Below are 21,388 nucleotides of genomic sequence, written 5' to 3' on the forward strand. Positions count from 1 at the left end.
CGCCCCGCTGTGCGTAGGGTCGCCGCGATGCCCGAACGAAACCGACGTCACGGCGAACAGGAGACGCGATGGCAGTGAAAGCGCAGGCCCAGGGCGAGGACGGCGACGAGGACGCGAGCGGCGTACCGGAACGCTCGCCCGCGGAGCGCCGCGCCGCTCGACTCTACGAGGTGGACCGGCAGTTCAGGGACGCCAAGCCCCTGGACGAGGTGACGGACGCGATCAGGGAACCGGGCATCGGGCTTCCGCGCATCATGGCGACGGTCATGGCGGGCTACGCCGACCGTCCCGCCTTCGCCGAGCGCGTGCAGAAGCTGGTGACCGATCCGGATACCGGCCGCACGGCCCTTGAGCTGCTGCCGGAGTTCCACGCCGTGACCTACCGCGAGGTGCGGTCACGGATACAGGCGCTCGCAAGCGAGTTAGCCTCCGACCCGAAATGCCCTGCCGGTGCGGGGGACTTCGTCTGCACGCTCGGCTTCACCAGCGGTGACTACGCGACCGTCGACCTGGCGTGCGTGCATCTGGGCCTCGTCTCCGTACCGCTGCACGCCGGTGCCGGCGTCGGCGTACTCGGGCCGATCGTCGCGGAGACCGCCCCCCGCATCCTCGCGACGAGTCTCGAACTGCTCGACACCGCCGTCGAGTTGGCCCTCGGCGTGGAGGGAGAGGCCGCCGCCTCGCTGCGCCGTCTCATCGTCTTCGACTGCGAACTCGCCGCCGACGAGCACCGCGAGCGCTATGAGGCGGCGGCGCGGCGGCTGGCGGCGGCCGGTTCGCCCGTCGCCATGGACGTGCTGAACTCCATGCTGGAACGCGGGAGTTCGCTGCCGGACGCGCCGCTGTGCACCTCGGTCGGCGAGGACTCGCTCACGTCGCTGCTTTACACCTCAGGCAGCACCGGCGCGCCCAAGGGCGCCATGTACACCCAGCGGCTGGCCACTTACCTCTGGGGCGCCTCGTGGCGTAAGACCGACACCCCGGTCATCACGCTCAACTACCTCCCGATGAGCCATCTCGCGGGCCGCTACATGCTGTTCAGCACGCTCAGCGCGGGCGGCACGGTCCACTTCACCGCCCGTAGCGACTTGTCGCTTCTCTTCGAGGACATGTCGCTGGTACGGCCCACCGATCTGATGCTGGTGCCGCGAATATCGGAGATGGTCTTCCAGCAGTACCAGTCTGAGGTCGACAGGCGTGTGAGCGGGGGGAGCGGGGGGAGCGGGGGCGGTTCCCGCGCGGCCGTCGAGGCAGAGGTCCGTACGCAGTGGCGGGAGCAGGTGCTCGGCGGCCGTATCGTGCGCGTCATGTGCGGCAGCGCGCCGCTGGACGCCGAGACGGCGGCCTTCCTGGAGGCGTGCCTGGAACTGAAGCCGCTGGACGGCTACGGCGCCACGGAGGCCGGGATGATCACCACCGGCCACAGGCTCGCTCCGCCGGTCATCGACTACAAGCTCGCGGACGTACCGGAGTTGGGCTACTTCGGTACCGACTCCCCTTACCCGCGGGGCGAGTTGCGGGTGAAGACCGAGATGATCATGGCGGGCTACTACAAGCGGCCCGACGCCACCGCCGCGGCCTTCGACGAGGACGGCTACTACAGGACCGGCGACATCATGGCGCTGACCGGCCCCGGCGAGCTGGTCTACGTGGACCGCACCAAGAACGTACTGAAGCTCTCCCAGGGCGAGTTGGTGGCCGTCTCACGGCTGGAGACGGTCTTCGCCGAAAGCCCGCTGATACGGCAGGTCTTCGTATACGGAAGCAGCGAACGCTCCTATCTGCTCGCCGTGGTCGTGCCCACGCCCGACGCGGTCGAGCGGGCGGAGTCCGACGGCCGAACGGGCGCGCTGAAGTCCGCACTCAGCGGGGAGCTACAGCGCACCGCCAAGGAGGCCGGACTCAACTCCTATGAGATCCCACGGGACTTCATCGTGGAGACCGAGCCCTTCAGCATCGCGAACGGACTTCTCACGGACGCGGGCAAGCTGGCACGGCCCATGGCCAAGGCACGCTACGCGCGTCGCCTCGAACAGCTCTACACCGACATCGCCGCCGAGCAGAGCAGCGAACTGCGTGCGCTGCGCCGAGAGGGTCGCGGGCGGCCAGTTCAGGAGACGGTCGGCCGGGCAGTGCGCAGCCTGCTGGGCTGCTCTTCCACCGACCTCGACCCCGGCGTCCACTTCACCGACCTCGGCGGCGACTCGCTCTCAGCCCTGTCCTTCTCCCGGCTGCTGTACGACATCTACGGGGTGGAGGTGCCGGTGGGCTTCGTCACCGGGCCCACCACGGATCTGCGGCGGCTGGCCGGGTACGTCGAATCGCGCCTCGGCTCCTCCTGCCCCGCGCGGCCCACGTACGCCACCGTGCACGGGGCGGGCGCCGGCGCAGCGGACGGCACCGCGCAAGCGGACGGGACGGGGGCGCGCGAGGCAGGCCGAGCACCGGAAGTACGCGCCGAGGACCTCACGTTGGAGAAGTTCATCGACGCAGCCGTGCTCGACGAGGCCAAGGCGCTGCCGCGTTCCCGGCAGGGCAACCCCGTGCGTACGGTCCTGCTGACCGGCGCCAACGGCTATCTCGGCAGATTCCTCTGCCTCGAATGGCTTCAGCGGCTGGCGGAACGCGGCGGCACCCTCGTCTGCGTCGTACGCGGCGCCGACGACGAGGAGGCGCACCGGAGGCTCGACGCGGCCTTCGACACCGGCGACCCCGAACTGCTCGCGCGCTACCGGCAGTCGACGGCCGCGGGTCGGCTGGAGGTGCTGGCAGGCGATCTCGATGAGCCCAACCTGGGCCTGGACGGGGCGACTTGGGACCGTCTGGCAGCCGACGTCGATCTGATCGCCCACCCGGCCGCCCTGGTCAACCATGTGCTGCCCTACGACCAGCTCTTCGGCCCCAATGTGGCGGGCACCGCCGAACTGATCCGTCTCGCGGTCACCACCCAGATCAAACCGTTCGTCTTCGTCTCCAGCATGGCCGCGGGCACTCAGCTTCCCGGCCCCCTCACCGAGGACGGCGACATCCGCGCGGCCGTGCCCGTACGCCGCATCGACAGCTCGTACGCGGGTGGCTACGGCACGAGCAAATGGGCCGGTGAGGTGCTGCTGCGGGAGGCCCACGACCTGTGCGGGCTGCCCTGCGCGGTGTTCCGTTCGGACATGATCCTCGCGCACAGCCGCTACCGAGGGCAGTTGAACGTCCCCGACCTCTTCACCCGGCTGATGCTCAGCCTCGTCGCGACCGGTATCGCGCCAAGCTCCTTCTACAAAACGGGTGTCGACGGCGGGGACGGCGGGGACGGCGGCTCCGCCGGGGAGGGCGAGAGGGGAGGCGGGCGCGGGGGCCGGAGCCCGCGGCCGCACTTCGACGGGCTCCCGGCCGACTTCACCGCCGAGGCTGTGGCAGCGATCGCCGAACGGTTCACGCACGGCGGCTTCGACACGTACAACGTCGTCAACCCGCACGACGACGGCGTCTCCCTCGACGTCCTCGTCGACTGGCTGGCCGACAGTGCCAGGCCCATACAGCACATCGACGACTACGGGGAATGGCTCGCACGCTTCGAGACCGCGCTGCGCGGCCTGCCGGAAGAACAACGGCAGCACTCGCTGCTTCCGCTGCTCGACGCGTTCCGCGAGCCGATGCGGGCGACAGCCGGAGCGGGCGTACCCGTGGAGAGGTTCAGCGACGCGGTGCGGGAAGCGGGCGTGGGCGACGACGGCTCCATTCCCCGGCTTGGGCCCTCGCTCATCGCCAAGTACACCGCGGATCTACGGCACCTCGGGCTGCTCTGAGTCCCAGGCCGCGCACGGCTTTTCACGGCTGCTCGCCGCCGTCGCGGCTGTCTCGGCCCGGTCGGGCCGACGGTGTGCCGCCTCGGGGTCCTTCCCCGAGCGCACGCCGTCGGCCGCCGGGTCCACTCGTGCCGGACGGCTTTCATTCGCCCAAGTCCCGTACGGCAAGGGCCGATTCAAGGCGGGCAGCTCAACCAGGCACTCCACGCGGGCAGCTCAAGCAGGCAGTCCGGTCAGCCGGTTGAAGCAGCAGGCAGGCAGCTCAGTCACGCCGCTTCAGACACACCACGGCAGGGCCCAGGGGCCCGCTCACGGCCCCCGTTCGTCGAGCGCCCAGCGGACCGACGCGTCGAAGAGCCGTACCGCGTCTCCTGTCACGACGTCCTTCGTCAGCCCCTCGTCCGAGAGGAAGAGGGCGACCCGGGGCGCCGGGGCCTTCATCTCGACCATCGGGTCCCCGGTGCGGTAGCCGAACAGCGCCGCGTCGTCCGGGTCGCCTGGCGGCGACGCCGCGGTCTCCGCACCCGCCGCCGGTCGTGCCCAGCGCAGGCGGTCCTTCCCCCGGTACACGGACGTGTCGCCCGAAAGCCCCGCCGCCAGCGGCGAGTCGGGGTCGGTGACGTGCAGCTTCTCGACCCCGAAGGTCTCTCCCGGCCCCGTGGCCATCCGCATGTCGTCGAGGACCTGCGCCTCCCAGGTGAGCACCGGCACGTCGGCGTCACGGAACTTCGAGCCCACGCTGCCCGAGGACAGCGTCGAGGAGATCACCACGGCCGCCTTGCCCCGGGCGTCGCCGGGCCGCGAGTCCTCACCACGTGCCACCTCCACCGGGTGGCCGAGGTGTTCGAGCCGGTCCCTTACGGCCGCGTCACCGGAGCTGAGCGATTCGCCCTCCGGTACGGGTGCGTCGTCGCCCACCAGCAGCAGCACCGGGTCGGGCTCGCCTGCCTTCAGGCGAGCCACCGGAGAGGTGACGGACTCGCCGTCGCGGGCCACCGCACGCGCGGTCACCAGATGCAGCCCCTCCGGCGCGGAGTCCCAACGCACCCGGTACGGCGGCGACTCGGCCACGCCGATCTTCCTGGAACCGGCGCGGAACTCCACCTTCTCGACGGGCGTCCTGCCCGCGTGCACCTCGGCGCCGAGCGTGACCGGGGAACCGGCGGGCGCGGTCTTCGGTGCGTCGACGTCCACGACGCGGTTCGCGGACGCCGCGTCGTCGAGGAAGCGGTCCATGACGCCGGGGGCGACCGATTCGTAGACCCTGTGGGCGGACTTCGCCGCTCGTACGCTCTTCACCCGCTCCTGCCAGGCGAGCCGGCCGTCGCCGTCGCGCTGTGCGGCCAGCGAGCGTGCCGCGGCGGCGCCCGCCTCACCGTAGCGGCGCAGCTTGGTCAGCCAGGGTCCTGCCTGTTCGGCGAAGGCGGGATCGTCGAGGCCGGACCGCAGTTCCTCGCGTGCCCGTGCCATCGCGGTGAACTCCGCGATGAGCGCCTCCGTGGCCCCGCCCGCCCGCGCACGCGCTGGTGCGGGCGCGCCTACCGGTGCCGAGTTCCGTACGCTGCCAGGGACTTGGGACCCAGGTGCGGGGGGCTGCTGACGCCGCTCACGCCAGAAGTCCTCGATGCGCGTGGCCAGTCGGGGCGATTCCGTGCGGCCGAGGTCGGAGGAGCGGCTGTTGTCCGCGAACGTACGCAGCGCGTCACGCGCACGCCCGCCGATGTCGCGAAGCGCCGCCTCCCAGGACCGCCCGGGGCGGTAACCCGCGGGATTCCAGGCGTAGTCGCCCGCGGTGGCAAGACCCACCTTGGAGGGTTCGGCCTGCGGCATCGGATTGGCGGCGAGACCCACGATGCCGTGCTCGTCCAGCGTCCTCGAACGTCCCTTGAGCGGCCCGAGGAAGAGCCGTCGCGGAAGGAAGTCGTTGACGGGGTAGTTGTCCCAGAGGATCAGATCGTGCCGGAAGACGTCCGCGGCTGCTTCGGCGTCCTCGTCGCCGACGGTGGGAGAGACCACCTCCGGCCCCGTCCAGTACAGGACGATCTCGTCGCCCACGAGCTTCGCGAAGCGCTTCCGGTACGGGGAGGATTCGGTGCCGGAGTACTCGGTCGGGACGGTCGACAGCCGTCCGGCGCCCTCCCGAGGGTCCAGGAAGGTGCGCTGGAACTCGTTGAGCAGATGGGCCTGTGCCGCCGCCGACGGATCGGGGTCGTCGCCGAAGCGCTCCTTGTCACGGGCGCACTTCAGCTCCGGGTCGATGTCGTCGAAGAACAACCCGAAGTCGCGGACCCCGATGTCCCAGAGCGCCCCGGCCTTCTTACGCAGCGCCCTCAGCTCGGCCGGATCGGAGTAGCACACGTCCAGGCCGGGTGAGACGGAGAAGACGAAGTCGACGTGGCGCGCGTCGGCACGCCGGTTCAGCTCCGCCAACTCCCTCAGTTTCGCCGCCGGATAAGGCTCGCGCCACTTCTCCCTGTGGTACGGGTCATCCTTCGGAGCGTAGATGTAGGTGTTCATCTTGTGCGCGCCGTAGAAGTCGAGCTGACGCAGCCTGTCCCGCTGCGACCAGGGCTTCCCGTAGAAGCCCTCGATGGCGCCGCGCGACCGCATCCGCGGCCGGTCCCGCACGGTCAAGGACGGCACAGCGGGACGCGTGCCCGGCCGCCCGGATATGAGCTGACGCAGGGTCTGCACCGCGTAGTACGTGCCGGAGCCGTCCGCGCCCGCAAGCACCAGCCGGGAGCCCGGCCTCCCCGGTGCGCGGCCCGAGGCCAGCGCATAGCCGCCCGACGGCAATCCGCCGGGGCCGCGGACGTCCATGTCGCGCAGGGCACGTCCCACGGCCGGGTTCTGCCCGGGTACGCCGAGGAAGACCGTGAGCGCGGAGCCGGGCCGCCCGGCGGCCTCCCGCTCCGCCTCCGCTTCGGTGGCGGTGCGCGGCTGTACTCCGGCCTCCCGGAGTACGCCGAGGAGGGCGCGTCGGGCGGGCCGGTCGGCGTGCGCACCGGTGACGACGGACGCCCTGCGCGGGAGGGGGATGTCCGCGCCCCGCCGCACCAGCGACTGCGGCTGTGGCGCGAGCCGCGCCGAGACCGAGCCCGGGAGCGAGCCCGGGGGCGAACCCGTGGCCGGGCCTTCCGTGTCACCACCCGCCGAAGAACCTCCAGAAGCACCTCCCGGAGAACCTCCGGAAGAACCTTCGGAAGGGGCCTGGGCCCCGGACTCGGAAGCACCGTGCGAAGACGCCTCCGGCACGTGCACCGCCGCCGCGGAGACGTCCGCCGCACCGAGGCAGGCGCTCACGACGGCCGCCAGCACACACGCCGCGTAACGCGGGAAAGTACGTCGTGACCTGGGATCGCGGCGTGTGGACATGCGGTCCTTCCAAGCGCTGGGAAATGGTCTCGACCACCCAAGCACCGCCGCCGGTACCGGTCCACCCTCCGGCAGGCAGAAGTCACGGACGGCGCCCCGGAGTCGGAGACCGGAGCCGGCTGGAACTCGTCCGGCTGGTCCCCGCCTCCCGAACGGGTGGCAAGCGCCCCCGTCGCGCCCGCTGACGTGCCGCAGCGGGAAAGGGCAGCGCGTGCCGGCCGTTCCCGAACCCCTCGCCGAACTCGCCCGGCGCCGCAACGAGCCCGCGGTCGCCCAGACTCTCCGGTCCACCGCCGCAGCCGTGCTCAGCTATCTGGCCGCCCTGTGGCTGAGCAACGCCCAAGTCCCGCTCCTCGCCCCGCTGACCACGCTCCTCACCGTCCAGGTCACCCTCTACGCCACGCTCACCCGTGGCATCAGGCGCGTGAACGCCGTCGTCGCGGGCGTGCTCGTAGCCGTCGGCTTCAGCAATCTCGTCGGCCTGAGCTGGTGGTCCCTGGGGGTGCTGATCCTCGCTTCGCTGACGGCCGGTCACCTCGTACGGGTGAAGGAGTTCGTACCGGAGGTCGCGATCAGCGCCATGCTCGTGCTGGGCGTGAGCGTGACCCGCGTCGCCGAGACCGCCCTCGACCGGGTGCTGGAGACCCTCATCGGAGCGGTGGTGGGCCTGCTGTTCAACGTCTTCTTCGTGCCGCCGGTGTGGACGCGCTCCGCCAGCGAGGCCATCGAGGACCTCGCGGGCCGCCTGCGCAATCTCATCCGGCGCGTAGGCGAGGAGCTCGGCAGCCACAAACCCGTCGAGGACGCGGCGGCACGGCTGGAGGAGGCCAGGCGGCTCGACCACGACATCGTGCAGGTGGACGCCTCGCTGGTGCAGGCCGAGGAGAGCCTGAAGCTCAACCCGAGGGTCAAGGAGGGACTGCTCTCCCGGGTCGTGCTGCGCACCGGGCTGGACACCCTGGAGATCTGCGTGGTGGTGCTGCGCGTCTCCGCCCGCACGATCACGGACCTCGCCAAGAGACGGCGGAACGAGCCGCTGTTCCAGCCGGAGGAGGCCGCCGCGCTGGAGGAGCTTTTCGAGCATCTGGCAGGCGCCGTCAAGGCGTTCGCGGTCCTCGTCACCAGCGATGTCACCGCCGACGCCGACACGGCGGAGTCCCGGCTGGTGGAGGAGCTGTCCGCCGCCCGCGAGGCCCGTGACCGTGCGGCGGACCTGCTGCTGCTCGGCGTGCAGAACCATCCGCGGCAGTGGCAGTTGCACGGTGCGCTGCTCGCCGAGGTCGACCGGATGCTGGACGAGCTGGACGTGGAGAAGCGCTCGGCCCGGCTCGCGGAGGAACTGGACCGCTACACCCGTGAGTCGTCCGCGCCTACGTGGCTCACGCGGCTCGTGGAGAAGGTCCGTATCCGCGTCCCGGTGCCGAGCGGACCGCGGAAGCGACGCGAGGACTCGGCCTGACGGGCCGCTAGTTCAGCGCCCGTCAAGGGCACTTCGGGGCACGTTCAGGGCACCTTCGGGGCACGTTCCGCACGCCTGCGGGCGTGCGCGACGCGGTCGTCTCCCGCCCGTATAGCGCCCGTCCACCCGTGGAGCGCCCGTCGGGGCTGCGGGCCCTCCCGCCGTCCTAACGGGCCGTAGGCCCCTCGGCCGCCAGTGCCGGGATGATGCCCCCGGCCAGCACCATGGCGCGCTGACGTGGGGAAAGCCGGTGGCGCACGGCGTACTCCTCGTCGCGGGTGACGTTCCGCATCCGCAGCGTCGTATCCGGCGCCGCCCGGCCCGGGGCGCCGCCGCCGCGGCCATCGCCCCCGTCGTCCCCCTGGGCCCCGTCGCCGAGGGCGGCGCGAAGGCCGTCCAGCCGCAGCACGTCCCCTGCGGAGATGCGCTCCCAGTCGCCGCCGTCCTCGAACTCCAGCGGCAGCACACCGAAGTTGACGAGGTTCTGCCAGTGGATGCGCGCGAAGGACCTGGCGACGACCGCCCGCAGCCCCAGATGGCGCGGCGTGATCGCGGCGTGCTCACGCGAGGAGCCCTGCCCGTAGTTGTCCCCGCCGACGACGAAGTGCCCGTTGTTCGTCTCCTGCCGCGCCGCCTCGGCGGCACGCCGCGGATAGTCCGGGTCGATGCGGGTGAAGGTGAACTCGGCGAGCTTCGGGATGTTCGAACGGTACGGAAGCGCGCGGGCGCCCGCGGGTGAGATCTCGTCCGTTGAGACGTCGTCGCCCGCTCTCAGCAGCACCGGGCCCTCCAACGTGTCGGGCAGCGCGTCGAGTTGAGGCAGCGCGGAGACATTGGGGCCGCGCTCCAGCTCCACCGACGCCGCCTCCTCGGCGGGGAGAGGGGCCTCCAGCATCTCCGTGTTCACGCTGGCCTTCTCCGGCAGCGTCAGCCGCGGCGCCTCCAGCCCGACGTCGGCCGCCCAGTCGCGCGGGTCGGTGATGACGCCGGTCAGCGCGGACGCGGTGGCCGTCTCCGGGGAGCAGAGCCATACGGAGTCCTCCTCCGTACCGGAGCGGCCGGGGAAGTTGCGGGGGAACGTGCGCAGCGAGTTGCGTCCCACTGCGGGCGCCTGCCCCATGCCGATGCAGCCCAGGCATCCGCTCTGGTGGAGCCGGGCACCGGCGGCGACGAGGTCGAAGGTGCCGCCCGTACGAGTGAGGTCCTGAAGGATCTCCCGCGAGGTCGGGTTGATGTCGAGGCTGACGCCGTCGGCGGTACGCCGCCCGGCGACCATGGCGGCCGCCACGGAGAAGTCCCGCAGCCCGGGGTTGGCGGACGAGCCGATGACGCACTGGTCGACGGGGCGCCCGGCGACCTCCCGCACGGGCACCACGTTGCCCGGTGACGACGGGCGCGCGATCAGCGGTTCGAGGGAGGAGAGGTCGATCTCCTCGTCGAGGTCGTAGACGGCGTCGGGCTCGGCCGCCACCGGGACGAAGTCCTCCTCGCGGCCCTCCGCGCGCAGAAACTCACGCACGGCCTCGTCGGAGGGGAAGACGCTCGCGGTCGCGCCCAGTTCCGCACCCATGTTGGCGATCACATGGCGGTCCATCGCGGTCAGCGATTCGACGCCCGGCCCGTGGTATTCGAGTACGCGGTCGACGGCGCCCTTGACTCCGTGGCGGCGCAGCAGCTCCAGGATGACGTCCTTGGCGCTCACCCACGGCGGCAGCCGCCCCGTCAGGCGCACCCCCCAGATCTGCGGCATCCGTACGTACAGCGGGCGTCCCGCCATGGCCAGCGCCACCTCGAGGCCGCCGACGCCGATGGCGAGCATCCCCAGCGAACCGGCCGCGCACGTATGGGAGTCGGAGCCCGCGAGGGTCTTGCCCGGTACGCCGAAGCGCTGCATATGGGTCGGGTGGGAGACGCCGTTGCCCGGCTTGGAGTACCACAGGCCGAAGCGCCGGGCGGCGGAGCGCAGGAAGTTGTGGTCCTCGGCGTTGCGCTCGTCGGCCTGGAGGATGTTGTGGTCGACGTACTGGACGCTGACCTCCGTTCGGACCCGGTCCAGCCCCAGCGCCTCCAGCTCCTGCATCACCAGGGTGCCGGTGGCGTCCTGCGTCAGCGTCTGGTCGATGCGCAGACCGATCTCACGGCCGGGCACCGCCTCGCCCTCGACCAGGTGGCCGTGGATGAGACTCTGCGCCACGGTCCCGCGGGCCCCACGGCCCGTGACCCTCGTGACGGCCTCTTCGACTGCGCTGGCCATGGCCGGTTCCCTCCTGCTGTACGGGTGTGAGCACGTGAGCCACGTGCTGCTGCTGCGCCCTGCGCGCCGCGTGCTTGCCGAGGCGCTGCGGGTACCCGGGCGGCGGTGCCGCTATCCGTCGACGTCCTCCGCTCATCACTTCAGGGATCGCCGGGAGAGCCGTCACCTGTACGTGGGGAGCTGCCGTGGACGCGGAGGAGTCGCGCGTGCGGGGGGAGACGCACCGGCGTAGGGAGGGGGAAGCGGGCCCGCGGCCGAAGGTCCCGGGCGCCGCGCGACTGCCCCCGGATCAGCGGGCCTTGGGCGGCTGGAGTCCTTCCGGCAGGCCCTCCGTCTCGCTCTGCACCACGTCGACGATGCACGGCCGCCGCTGCGCCAGCGCATCCTCGAACGCGGGCAGCACGTCGTCGTCGGATGTGACGCGTATGCCGTGGCCGCCCAACAGCCTTGCGAACTCGGCGAAATCGGGATTGCCGAGGAAGACACCGGAGTAACGGCCGCCGTGTGCGAAGCGCTGCCGGTCGCGGGTGTTGCCGTAGGAGAAGTTGTTGACGACCACGTTCACCACGGGGATGTCCTCGCGTACGCAGGTCTCGAAGTCCTGGGCGACCATCCAGAAGCTGCCGTCGCCGCTCAGCGCCACGACACGCTCGCCGGGACGTGCCTTCGCCATGCCCATCGCCGCGGGGAAGCCCCAGCCCATCGCCCCGCCCGCCGAGCCGTAGTAGCTGCGCGGCCGGTCGAAGGGGACGAACCGCTGGACCCAGGGCCCGAAGGTGTGCACGTCCTGTACGAGGATCACGCCCTCGGTCTCCGCTAGCCGCCGCACGCCCCGGGTCAGGGCGTGCGACGTCACCGTCCCGCCGGTACTGCGGCCTCTCCCGCCGACGTTCCCGCCGACGGAGCCGGAACCCGTGCCGGAACCCGAGCCCGGCTTGCTGCCGTGCAGCTCGTGCAACCCGGCGCCGTCCACAGCCTGTTGAAGCTCCGTGGCTTGCTCGTACTCCCTGCGCAGCGACTCCCGGCGAGCGGCACGCCGCGCGGCTCGTGCCTCGTCCGCCGCGGGGTCGCCGCCGGGCTCCCTCGCGCCGGACTGCCTCGCACCGGGCTCCCTCGCGCCGAGAGCCGCGGCCAGTGCGCGGGACGCGGCCACCGCGTCGGAGACCAGACCGACACGCGGCAGGTGTACGCGGCCGAGTTCGCCTGCGTCGACGTCGACGTGGACGAGCGCTGCCCCGGCAGGCACCAGCGTCCACCGCTTGGTGGTGAACTCGGAGAAGCGGCAGCCCAGCGCCACCACCACGTCCGCCTCCCGCACGGTCCGGTCCGTCACGTCGTGGGCCCCGTAGCCGAGCGCGCCGAGAAAGGCCGGGCTGCTGTCGGCGACGGCGTTCTTCCGGAGCCAAGTGGTCACCAGCGGCGCGTCCGCGGCCTCCGCGAGAGCCAGATGAGCCGCCTCGGCCCCGGCAGCCTCAATCCCGGCGGTCTCGGCCCCGGCGGCAGTCGCGCCCCCGGCGCCTCCGCCGATGCCGCCGCCACCGACGACGATCACCGGGCGTTCGGCCGCGGCCAGCAGCTCCGCCGCCTCCGCGACGCCGTCCGCGTCGGGCGCCGGAGCGTGGAAGCGCACACGCGGCGCGGGCCGCGCCGAGACCCGGGCCTGGAGCACGTCGAGCGGCAGCGAGACCACGACGGGACCCGGTCGGCCGCTCACCGCCGTACGCACCGCACGCTGGAGCAGTTCGGGGATGCGCTCGCCGTCGTGAATCTCCACTGCCCACTTGCAGAAGGGACGGAAGGCCGCGACGACGTCCATCTCCTCGAAGGAGCGCCGCTCGCGCAGGGAACCGGGGACCTGCCCCACGAGGACGAGCATCGGCACCGACTCGTCGTGCGCGTTCTGCACGGCGATGGAGAGATTGGCCGCTCCGGGGCCGCGCGAGGCGAGGCAGACGCCGAGCCCGCCGTCGCCTGCGCGGGAGTAGCCGTCCGCCATGAAACCGGCGACCTGTTCATGCCGTGTGGAGAGATACCGCACGGCGTCCTGCCTGGCCAGCGCGTCGATCAGATCCATCACCGTCGTGCCGGGCAGCCCGAAGACATGGCGGACTCCCTCGGCGGCGAGGCATTCGACGACGAGTTCGGCGCCCCGGCGCTCTCCCTCGCCCCCGCGCGCCCCCTCGGACCCGCCCGCCCGCTCACGCCCGCGCTCCCGCTCAAGTCCCCGGTCGGACAAGGACGTTCACCGCCTTGAGTTCCGTGTAGCTGTGCAGCTCCTCGACGCTCTCCTCACGGCCGACGCCGGAGGACTTCGTCCCGCCGAAGGGCACGCCCCAGAAGTGCCGCGAGGAGCCGTTGATCCAGACGTAGCCCGCCTCGATGCGGTCGGCGAGCGAGAGCGCCGCGGAGATGTCGCGGGTCCAGATGCTCGCGGTGAGCCCGTAGTCGACTCCGTTGGCGATGCCGACGGCCTCGTCGACGTCCTCGTAGGTCAGTACGGACATCACGGGGCCGAACACCTCCTCCTGCGCGATACGCATCGTGGGCCTCACGCCGGTGAAGACGGTGGGTTCGAGATAGTGGCCGCGCTCGAACCGCGGGCCGCGCGGCCGGCGTCCGCCGTGGAAGAGCGTGGCGCCCTCGCCGAGCGCGATGTCGATGTAGCGCAGGGACTTCTCGTACTGCGCCCTGGAGGCGAGCGGTCCCATCTGCGTATCGGCGGCCACGGGCGAGCCGATGCGGATCGCGGCGACGCGCTCGCGAACCATTCCCAGCACCTCGTCCGCGACGGACGCGTGCAGCAGCACCCTTGACGTGGAGCCACAGGACTGGCCGCCTGACCAGGCGAAGTTCATGCCGCCCACGATGCCCGCGGCGGCCGCCTCCAGGTCGGCGTCGGGGCATACGACGAGCGCGTTCTTCCCGCCGAGTTCGAGGCTGACCTCCTTCACGCCGGCGCCCGCGGCGTCGCGCTGGACGATACGGCCGACGCGTTCACTGCCGATGAATCCGATGCGGCGCACCAGCCGATGACGTACGAGCGCACTGGAGGCAGCCGGGCCGTCCCCGGTGATCACGGAGAGGACGCCCGGCGGCAGCACGCCGGCGGCGATCTCGGCCAGCCGCAGCGCGGACAGCGGCGTGGTCTCGGAGGGCTTGAGCACCACGGTGTTGCCCGCCATCAGCGGTGCGGCCACCTTCGACGCGGCGAACATGGCCGGGTGGTTGAAGGGCACGATCCGGGCCACGACCCCGAAGGGGCGGCGCCGGGTGAAGTGCAGGTTCTCCGGGGAGGCGGGGATCGTGGCGCCGCCGAGGTGGGAGGCGAAGTCCGCGAAGAGATCGAGGAGTTCGGCGCCCCAGGAGACATCGGTGCGCATGGCGGTCACGGGGTTGCCGGAGTCGAGCGCGTCGAGCAGGGCCAGTTCGCCGGCGTGGGCTCGTACCGCCTCCGCGAACGCGCGCAGCCGCCGCCCCCGCTCACGTACGTCGAGTGCGCTCCAGGCGGGCCCGGCGTCGGCGGCGGCACGTACGACGGCGTCCACGTCGTGCTCCGTGGCGTCGGGCGCGGCGGCGATCACCGTCTCGGTGGCGGGGCATTCGACGCCGTAGGTACGTCCGCCTTCCGCGGTGCGGGGGTGGCCGCCCACCGTGAGGTGCCACTCCCGGTCGGCGACGGCCGCCGCCGCTGCCTCCACCGACTCGCCGGGCGCCTCCGGGGTCCGGGACTCCGCTGACTCCTCCGAAGCTGACAAGGCCGCCCCCTCTGTGGAAGCACGTCGTGGAGCATGTTCTGGTCAGCAGAAACTAGCTCCGCAAGCTGAAGAGGGTCAACGGGGACGACGGGGTTGACAGTCCCGCACGACGGCGGTGATTCTCCTATTCGGAGATAGATTCTGCAAAGCAGAGACACCGTTCGAGGCCCAGAAGCCCAGGCAGCGGCGCGGCGCTCGCCGTTCCGCCGCGGTTGGAGCGTGAAGCCGTCCATGACCGATCCCGATCTGGCCACCCTCTTCGCAGACGTACGCCGAGGGATGATCCCGGCGCACATCTACAACGACGAGGAGATCTTCCGGCTCGAACGCGAGCGGCTCTTCAACCGCGCGTGGGTGTTCGTCGGGCACGAGTCGGAGATCCCGCACCCCGGCGACTACGTGGTGCGCCGCGTGCTGGACGACTCGTTCATCGTCTCGCGGGGCGAGGACGGGCAGGTGCGGGCCCTGTTCAACATGTGCCTGCACCGCGGAATGCAGGTGTGCCGCGCCGAGATGGGCAACGCGACGCACTTCCGCTGCCCCTACCACGGCTGGTCCTACCGCAACGACGGGCGGCTGGTGGGCCTGCCCTTCCACCGTGACGCCTACGGCGGCGAGGCGGGCTTCCGCAGGAAGGGCCAGACGCTGCTGCCCGCACCGTCACTGGGCACCTACAACGGTCTCGTCTTCGTCAGCCTGGACCCCGAAGCGCCCCCGCTGCGGGACTACTTGGGCGACTTCGCCTTCTATCTGGACTACTACACACGGCAGTCGGAAAGCGGCATCGAACTGCGCGGCCCTCAGCGGTGGCGCATCAAGGCCAACTGGAAGATCGGCGCCGAGAACTTCGCCGGCGACATGTACCACACGCCGCACACCCACACGAGCGTGGTCGAGATCGGGCTCTTCCGTGAGCCCAAGGCCGAGAAGCGCAAGGACGGCTGCACCTACTGGGCGGGCAGCGGCGGCGGCACCACATACAAACTGCCGCCCGGCACGCTGGAGGAGAGGCTGCGCTACGTCGGCTACCCCGACGCCATGATCGAGCGGATGAAGGCCAACTGGTCGCGTGAACAGCTCGACGTCGTCGGCCGCGACGGCTTCCTGATCTCCGCCGCATCCGTCTTTCCCAACCTGAGCCTCGTCCACAACTGGCCGAGGGTCGAGGACTCCGACGACGTGCTGCCGTTCATCTCGCTGCGCACCTGGCAGCCCGTGGGGCCGGACGAGACCGAGGTGCTCTCCTGGTTCGCCGTCGACGCCGAGGCGCCGGAGGAGTACAAAGCGCTGTCGTACAAGGCGTATCTGATGTGCTTCGGCAGCACCGGGATGTTCGAGCAGGACGACGTGGAGAACTGGGTCTCGCTCACCAGCACCGCCGGGGGCTCGATGGCCAGGCGGCTGCTGCTCAACAGCCGTATGGGGCTGCTGGAGGACGGCGGCAACGTGGTGCCGCCGCTGACGGCCGAGCAGTTCTCGGGTCCGGGCGAGGCGTACGTCGGCTACGGCGAGTACAACCAGCGTCATCTGCTGAGCCGTTGGGCCGACTGCCTGGAGCGGCCCCCGGCACCGGTACGGCAGGTCCAGGTCAGCCGCCCGGACGGTGGCGGCACGGCGGACGCGGACTCGGACACGGACACGGCGGACGCGGCGGGTACGTCGGCCACGGCCCCCTCGCCGGGCAGCGGGGCGGTGGCCTCATGAGTACGCCGAAAGCACCGCGCCGTACGGACGTCCACGCCGGCGACAGCAGCTCCGGCGCGGGCGGAAACGACGGCTACGGCGCGGGCGGTCACGGTCGGCCGAGCGGCAACGGCGGTCCGTACTCCGCGGATTCACCCCTCGGCGGCCACGCCCCCACGCTCCAGCGGACCGGCCCGTCGCTGCCCTTCTCCGACGAGCGGCATCTACAGGCCCACCACTGGCTCGTGGAGGAGGCGTACACACTCGACGCACAGCGCTACGAGGACTGGCTCGCGCTGCTGAGCGAGGACGTGCACTACATCATGCCGGTGCGCGTCACCACGGCCCGCGGCACGGGCTACGACTCCTCACCCGGCATGGCCCACTTCGACGAGAACAAGTACTCGCTGTCGCGGCGCGTGGCGCGCTTCGCCACCGAGCACGCCTGGACCGAGGACCCGCCCTCACGGCTGCGGCACCACGTCACCGACGTGCGCACCTTCGCGACCGCCGACCCCGGTCATCTCGTCGTCGACTCGGGCCTGTTGCTCTACCGCAGCCGCGGCGACGTACGAGAGCCCACGGTGATCTCCGCGGGGCGTGAGGACCTGCTGCGCCGTGCGCCCGGCGGCGGGTGGCTGCTGGCACGGCGCACGGTGCTTGCCGACGACTCGGTGCTGCGCACCCAGAACCTGGCGATCTTCCTATGACGGAGCGGCCTTTGGAGGAGCGGGGCGAACCGATCCTGCTCGGCAACGAGTTCGCCGAGATACGCGTCTGCCGCGTCGAGACACGCAACGGCTCACGGCTGCTGGTCGAGTCGCCCAAGTCGGGCCGGTGGATCACGCTGTGCCCGCTCGAAGTCGAGGCTCTGACCTGGCAGAACACCGAGACGTTCTCAAGGATGCTCGGCAACCCCTTCGGTCCGCTCTTCCCGGACGAGGACGAAGGCGGGGACGAAGGCGAGGACGAGCACGAGAGCGGGGACCGGGACGGGCACGAGAGCGGGGACCGGGACGGGCACGAGAGCGGGGACGTGGAAGCGGACGCGCCCATGGACACGGGCAGGAACCCGGGCGAAGGGAGCAGGCCGTGAACGGCTGGCTCACGGGCAGGCGCGCACTCGTCGTCGGCGCCGGTTCGGGCATCGGACGGGCCGTGGTCGACGCCTTCCTCGCCGAGGGCGCCCAGGTGGCCGTGCTCGAACGGGATGCCGGAAAGTGCGCCCGGCTCACCGCCGACGTCCCGGAGTCGCCGGTGGTCACCGGCGACGCCACCACCCGCCAGGCCAACGACGAGGCGGTCGCCGCCGCCGTCTCCGCCTTCGGCGGTCTGGACGTACTGGTCAACTGCGTGGGCGTCTTCGACTTCTACCGGGGGCTGACGGATCTGGACGCCGACGGTGTCGACGAGGCGTTCGACGAGATGTTCGCCGTCAACGTCAAGTCCCACATCCACTCGGTGAAGGCCGCCCTCCCGGCGCTGCGTGAGAGTCCCGCCACGGGAGCGGTCGTACTGACCGAGTCGTCTTCCTCGTACCGTCCGGGGCGCGGCGGGCTGCTCTACGTCTCGTCGAAGTTCGCCGTGCGCGGCCTTGTCGCCTCGCTCGCACACGAACTCGCCCCGGAGACAAGGGTGAACGCGGTCGCACCGGGCGGCACCGTCGGCACGGACCTGCGCGGGCTCGACAGCCTAGGACAGGGCGCCCGCAGCCTGGGCGACGCCCCCGACCGTGCGGCGGAGATCGCCGGAAGGGTTCCGCTGCGGGTGGCGCTCTCGGGCGAGGACCATGCGTGGAGCTATGTGTTCCTCGCCTCGGACCGTTCCCGTGGGATCACCGGCGACGTGCTGCACAGCGACGGCGGAGCAGGGGTGAGGTCATGAGCGCCGTGTCACAGCCACCGACCGGCAGGCCGCCGGGGCCTCCCGAGCCGCCACCGGGCCGCGAACTCTCGCCGCTGCGCTCCACGATCGCGGACGCGTGCCGAGTACTGGCCGCACGCGGCCTCGCCGACGGCATCCTCGGCCACATCAGTCTCCGTGTCGACGAGCGCCGTCTGCTCATACGGTGCCGAGGTCCGAAGGAGCGGGGCCTGGCGTACACGACCCCCGCCGACATCCGGCTGGTCGACCTCGACGGGCGGCCAGGCACTCCGCAAGAACTCGCGGGAGGCTACCGCCCGCCGAACGAACTGCCGCTCCACACCGAGGTGTTGCGCACCAGAGGTGACATCGCCGCGGTCTGCCACGCCCATCCGCCCGAGGTCGTCGCCGCCGACCTCGCGGGCATCGCGATCCGGCCGGTCGTCGGAGCCTTCGACATCCCGGGGGCGCGTCTCGCCGCGGGAGGCGTGCCCGTCCACCCGCGGGGCGTGCTCATACGGGACCGGAGGCTGGCGGCGGAGATGGTCGCGTCCATGGGGGACCGTCCGGTCGTGCTGCTGCGCGGCCACGGACTGACCAGCGCGGCGGCGAGCGTCGAGGAGTGCGTGCTCCAGGCGCTGAGCGTCGACCGCATCGCGCGGATCTCGCTCCGCGTCGTCAGCGCGGGAGGCGAGCTGTGCGACCTCGCCGAGCGCGACATGGCCGAACTGCCGGATCTGGGCGGGGCGTTCAACACCGCGACGGCCTGGAGGCACGAACTGGCACGCCTGGCGGAATCGTCGACTCCGCTCAGACGTGTGCACGGGGCTTGACATGGCACGAGCTCAGTGAAGAAGGTTCTTCTGCAATGCAGAAAATTCGGATTCGCCCTGTGACATAGCCCGGCTCGCGTCCGTATCGACGGGCACCACGCCGGCGGCCCAGCAAGAGGCCGGAGGAAGTGGCATGTCCATCCACGTCATCGGAGTCGCGACGCTCGCGCTCGTCTTCATCGTCGGCACCATGCGGCCGGTCAACATCGGTGCGCTGGCGCTCGTAGCCACGTTCCTCATCGGAACGCTGGCGGTCCACGAAAGCCTGGACAAGATCCTCTCCGGCTTCCCGCCCGATCTCTTCGTCCTGCTCGTGGGCGTGACCTATCTCTTCGGGCTCGCGTCCGCCAACGGCACGATCGAGTGGCTCATCGACCGGGCCGTACGGCTGCTGGGCGACCGGCCGCTGCTGGTGCCCTGGCTGATCTTCGTCTTCTCGGCGGTCCCGACCACGGCCGGGGCGCTCGGCCCCGCGGGCGTCGCCATGCTCGCCCCGCTGTGCCTCAGGCTCGGGGCGCGTTACGGCATCGACAGGCGGATGTCCGCGCTGATGGTGATGCACGGTTCGTGCCTGGGGAACTTCTCGCCCCTCAACGGACTCACCATCATCGTCCGCAAGGCGGCCGAGGCGAACGGGCTCCAAGTCGGCGGAGCGGAGCTGTTCTTCGGGAACGCGGCCTACAACATCGGCCTCGCCGTCGTCATCTACCTCTTCTTCGGCGGACGTACGCTCTGGCGTCGGCACCGCACCGGCACGGGCACGGGCACGGGCACGGGCACGGGCAGCGGCACGGAATCGGGTGCCGGAACGGAGACGGACGCGGGCACGGGTGCCGGCACCGGCACGGGGGCGACCGCCGCCGGTACGGCTCCCCCGGCGACCGGCACCGGCACCGCCACGGAGACCGCGCCCGCCCCTGCCTCCGCGCCGTCCGCCGTCTCGGCCACCGCATTGCGGGCAGACCAGCTCATCACCCTCGTCGCCGTAGTGGGAGTGGCCGTCGGCGCCCTCGTCTTCGACGTCGAGATCGGCTTCCTCGCCCTCGTAGCCGCCGCAGGGCTGCACGTCGTCTTCCCCGGCAGGTTCGAGCAGGCCGACAAGCGCATCGTGTGGTCCGTCGTGCTGCTGATCTGCGGCGTCGTCACCCTCGTCGAGGCTCTTCAGCGCTACGGCACCGTGGAGGTGATCGGCAAGGGGATCGCGGATCTGGGCTCCCCGCTGCTGACCGCGCTGCTGCTCTGCCTCGTCGCGGCGATCACTTCGGCGTTCGCCTCCAGCGCCGGGTTGCTGGGCGTGCTGATACCCCTCGCGGTGCCGTTCCTCGTACAGGGCGACATCGGCGTGACGAGCGTGATCACCGCGCTGGCGATCTCCGCGACCGTCGTGGACTCGACGCCCTTCTCGTCCGTGGGCGCGCTGACCCTCGCCAACGCGCCCGACGCCGAACGGCCCCGGCTCTTCCGCGTGATGCTCACCTGGGGCCTGGCCATGGCCGTCACCGCGCCGCCGCTGACCTGGCTTCTGTTCACGCTGCCGAGCGCGGGGTGAACGTACGCGACCGCGGTCGCGACCGGAGCCGCCGCCACCGGCCCGTCACCCGACGGCCGCCGCAATCACGATCCGCCGGAGGGAACCCCGTATGAGCAACGACGCCCGCGAACTCGTCGCCGCATCCTCACGCGTACTGGCGGCCGCGGGCCACGACGACCTCATCTGGGGCCATTCGTCGATGCGCGACCCCGACGGGAGAGGGGTGTGGATCAAGTCCGCGGAGTGGGGCCTGGACGAGGTCACACCCGATCGTGTGCAGCTCGTCGCCTTCGACGGGACGGTGCTCGAAGGGGGCGGCGTACCGCACAGCGAACTGCCCATCCACACCGAGATCATGGCCGCACGCCCGGACGTCGGCGGAGTCGTGCACACCCATCCGCCGCACGCCGTCGCACTGGCCGCGGCCGGGCTGCCGCTGCGGCCGGTCAGCCATGCCGCCAACTACTTCGTGCCGCCGGACGTCCCCACGTTCGCGGAGACCGCCGACCTCGTGCTCACCCCCGCCCTCGGGCGCTCGCTGGCCGAGGCCCTCGGCGGCGCCCGCGCGGTCTTCCTCGTCAACCACGGCATCGTCACCGTGGGCGAGAGCCTTCAGCAGGCGACCGTCGCGGCCGTACTGCTCGAACGGGCCTGTGCGCAGCAGTTGCTGACCGCCACGGCCGGTACGGCCGATCCCCCCGGCACGGAACCCTCGTGGTCGCCGCCGGAGGAGTCGCTGTCGAAACGCGAGCACATCTACCACGACCGGGCGGTCGCCGCCGTCTGGGACCACCTGGTACGGCGTCTGCCGGGCGCAGGCGCGCGCTGAGGGCCC

13 protein-coding genes are annotated in these 21,388 nt (G+C 71.5%); 9 read left to right on the forward strand and 4 right to left on the reverse strand.

The window, feature by feature from the left end; genetic code table 11:
* The first annotated feature begins 68 nt into the window (after positions 1 to 68).
* On the forward strand, positions 69 to 3,800 hold the full coding sequence (gene car, locus MMA15_RS10725; protein WP_241058880.1) for a carboxylic acid reductase: 3,732 nt from the start codon (positions 69 to 71) through the stop codon (positions 3,798 to 3,800).
* Positions 3,801 to 4,109: 309 nt separating this feature from the next.
* On the opposite strand, the gene MMA15_RS10730 is transcribed toward car, so the two are convergent.
* Positions 4,110 to 7,175: a beta-N-acetylglucosaminidase domain-containing protein gene (locus MMA15_RS10730; RefSeq protein WP_277400139.1), complete on the reverse strand. Its 3,066-nt coding sequence runs from the start codon at positions 7,173 to 7,175 to the stop codon at positions 4,110 to 4,112.
* Between the two features lie 211 nt (positions 7,176 to 7,386).
* Here MMA15_RS10730 and MMA15_RS10735 point away from each other — a divergent pair, with 211 nt between their 5' ends.
* A complete protein-coding gene (locus MMA15_RS10735; protein ID WP_241058882.1) occupies positions 7,387 to 8,634 on the forward strand; it encodes an aromatic acid exporter family protein in 1,248 nt (415 codons plus the stop codon).
* 166 nt (positions 8,635 to 8,800) lie between these two features.
* On the opposite strand, the gene MMA15_RS10740 is transcribed toward MMA15_RS10735, so the two are convergent.
* The 3 genes from MMA15_RS10740 to MMA15_RS10750 all read right to left on the reverse strand — a co-directional run bounded on the left by MMA15_RS10740 (position 8,801) and on the right by MMA15_RS10750 (position 14,643).
* Entirely contained in the window at positions 8,801 to 10,888 is a 2,088-nt protein-coding gene (locus tag MMA15_RS10740) for an aconitate hydratase (RefSeq protein WP_241058883.1), read from the reverse strand.
* A 289-nt stretch (positions 10,889 to 11,177) separates the two neighbouring features.
* The gene (locus MMA15_RS10745; protein WP_241058884.1) at positions 11,178 to 13,124 is read right to left on the reverse strand and encodes a thiamine pyrophosphate-binding protein; all 1,947 of its coding nucleotides are present in this window, start codon (positions 13,122 to 13,124) and stop codon (positions 11,178 to 11,180) included.
* Positions 13,105 to 14,643 (reverse strand): aldehyde dehydrogenase family protein, encoded by a 1,539-nt coding sequence (locus MMA15_RS10750; RefSeq protein WP_241058885.1) that lies wholly within the window; start codon positions 14,641 to 14,643, stop codon positions 13,105 to 13,107. Before MMA15_RS10750 ends, MMA15_RS10745 begins: the two co-directional genes overlap by 20 nt.
* A gap of 231 nt (positions 14,644 to 14,874) precedes the next feature.
* Here MMA15_RS10750 and MMA15_RS10755 point away from each other — a divergent pair, with 231 nt between their 5' ends.
* The 7 genes from MMA15_RS10755 to MMA15_RS10785 all read left to right on the forward strand — a co-directional run bounded on the left by MMA15_RS10755 (position 14,875) and on the right by MMA15_RS10785 (position 21,382).
* A complete protein-coding gene (locus MMA15_RS10755) occupies positions 14,875 to 16,347 on the forward strand; it encodes a Rieske 2Fe-2S domain-containing protein (RefSeq protein ID WP_241058886.1) in 1,473 nt (490 codons plus the stop codon).
* Entirely contained in the window at positions 16,344 to 17,036 is a 693-nt protein-coding gene (locus tag MMA15_RS10760) for a 3-phenylpropionate/cinnamic acid dioxygenase subunit beta (RefSeq protein ID WP_241058887.1), read from the forward strand. The genes MMA15_RS10755 and MMA15_RS10760 overlap by 4 nt, the downstream gene beginning before the upstream one ends.
* Positions 17,033 to 17,422: a hypothetical protein gene (locus MMA15_RS10765; RefSeq protein WP_241058888.1), complete on the forward strand. Its 390-nt coding sequence runs from the start codon at positions 17,033 to 17,035 to the stop codon at positions 17,420 to 17,422. Before MMA15_RS10760 ends, MMA15_RS10765 begins: the two co-directional genes overlap by 4 nt.
* Positions 17,419 to 18,210, forward strand: a complete 792-nt coding sequence (hcaB, locus tag MMA15_RS10770; protein WP_241058889.1) for a 3-(cis-5,6-dihydroxycyclohexa-1,3-dien-1-yl)propanoate dehydrogenase — start codon at positions 17,419 to 17,421, stop codon at positions 18,208 to 18,210. The genes MMA15_RS10765 and hcaB overlap by 4 nt, the downstream gene beginning before the upstream one ends.
* Entirely contained in the window at positions 18,207 to 19,022 is an 816-nt protein-coding gene (gene phtC, locus MMA15_RS10775) for a 3,4-dihydroxyphthalate decarboxylase (protein ID WP_241058890.1), read from the forward strand. The genes hcaB and phtC overlap by 4 nt, the downstream gene beginning before the upstream one ends.
* Positions 19,023 to 19,155: 133 nt before the next feature.
* Complete coding sequence (locus tag MMA15_RS10780) at positions 19,156 to 20,571, forward strand: SLC13 family permease (RefSeq protein ID WP_241058891.1); 1,416 nt, start codon at positions 19,156 to 19,158, stop codon at positions 20,569 to 20,571.
* Positions 20,572 to 20,662: 91 nt separating this feature from the next.
* Positions 20,663 to 21,382: a class II aldolase/adducin family protein gene (locus tag MMA15_RS10785; protein WP_241058892.1), complete on the forward strand. Its 720-nt coding sequence runs from the start codon at positions 20,663 to 20,665 to the stop codon at positions 21,380 to 21,382.
* The last annotated feature ends 6 nt before the right edge of the window (positions 21,383 to 21,388 follow it).

It is taken from the genome of Streptomyces marispadix, assembly GCF_022524345.1.
Lineage (GTDB): Bacteria > Actinomycetota > Actinomycetes > Streptomycetales > Streptomycetaceae > Streptomyces > Streptomyces marispadix.

What these genes read in the sequence shown, in the direction of transcription:
- car (WP_241058880.1), top strand. Translation starts at nt 69, where the DNA reads ATGGCAGTGAAAGCGCAGGCCCAGGGCGAGGACGGCGACGAGGACGCG.
- MMA15_RS10765 (WP_241058888.1), top strand. Translation starts at nt 17,033, where the DNA reads ATGACGGAGCGGCCTTTGGAGGAGCGGGGCGAACCGATCCTGCTCGGC.
- phtC (WP_241058890.1), top strand. Translation starts at nt 18,207, where the DNA reads ATGAGCGCCGTGTCACAGCCACCGACCGGCAGGCCGCCGGGGCCTCCC.
- MMA15_RS10740 (WP_241058883.1), bottom strand. Translation starts at nt 10,888, where the DNA reads ATGGCCAGCGCAGTCGAAGAGGCCGTCACGAGGGTCACGGGCCGTGGG.
- MMA15_RS10730 (WP_277400139.1), bottom strand. Translation starts at nt 7,175, where the DNA reads ATGTCCACACGCCGCGATCCCAGGTCACGACGTACTTTCCCGCGTTAC.
- MMA15_RS10760 (WP_241058887.1), top strand. Translation starts at nt 16,344, where the DNA reads ATGAGTACGCCGAAAGCACCGCGCCGTACGGACGTCCACGCCGGCGAC.
- MMA15_RS10785 (WP_241058892.1), top strand. Translation starts at nt 20,663, where the DNA reads ATGAGCAACGACGCCCGCGAACTCGTCGCCGCATCCTCACGCGTACTG.
- MMA15_RS10755 (WP_241058886.1), top strand. Translation starts at nt 14,875, where the DNA reads ATGACCGATCCCGATCTGGCCACCCTCTTCGCAGACGTACGCCGAGGG.
- MMA15_RS10780 (WP_241058891.1), top strand. Translation starts at nt 19,156, where the DNA reads ATGTCCATCCACGTCATCGGAGTCGCGACGCTCGCGCTCGTCTTCATC.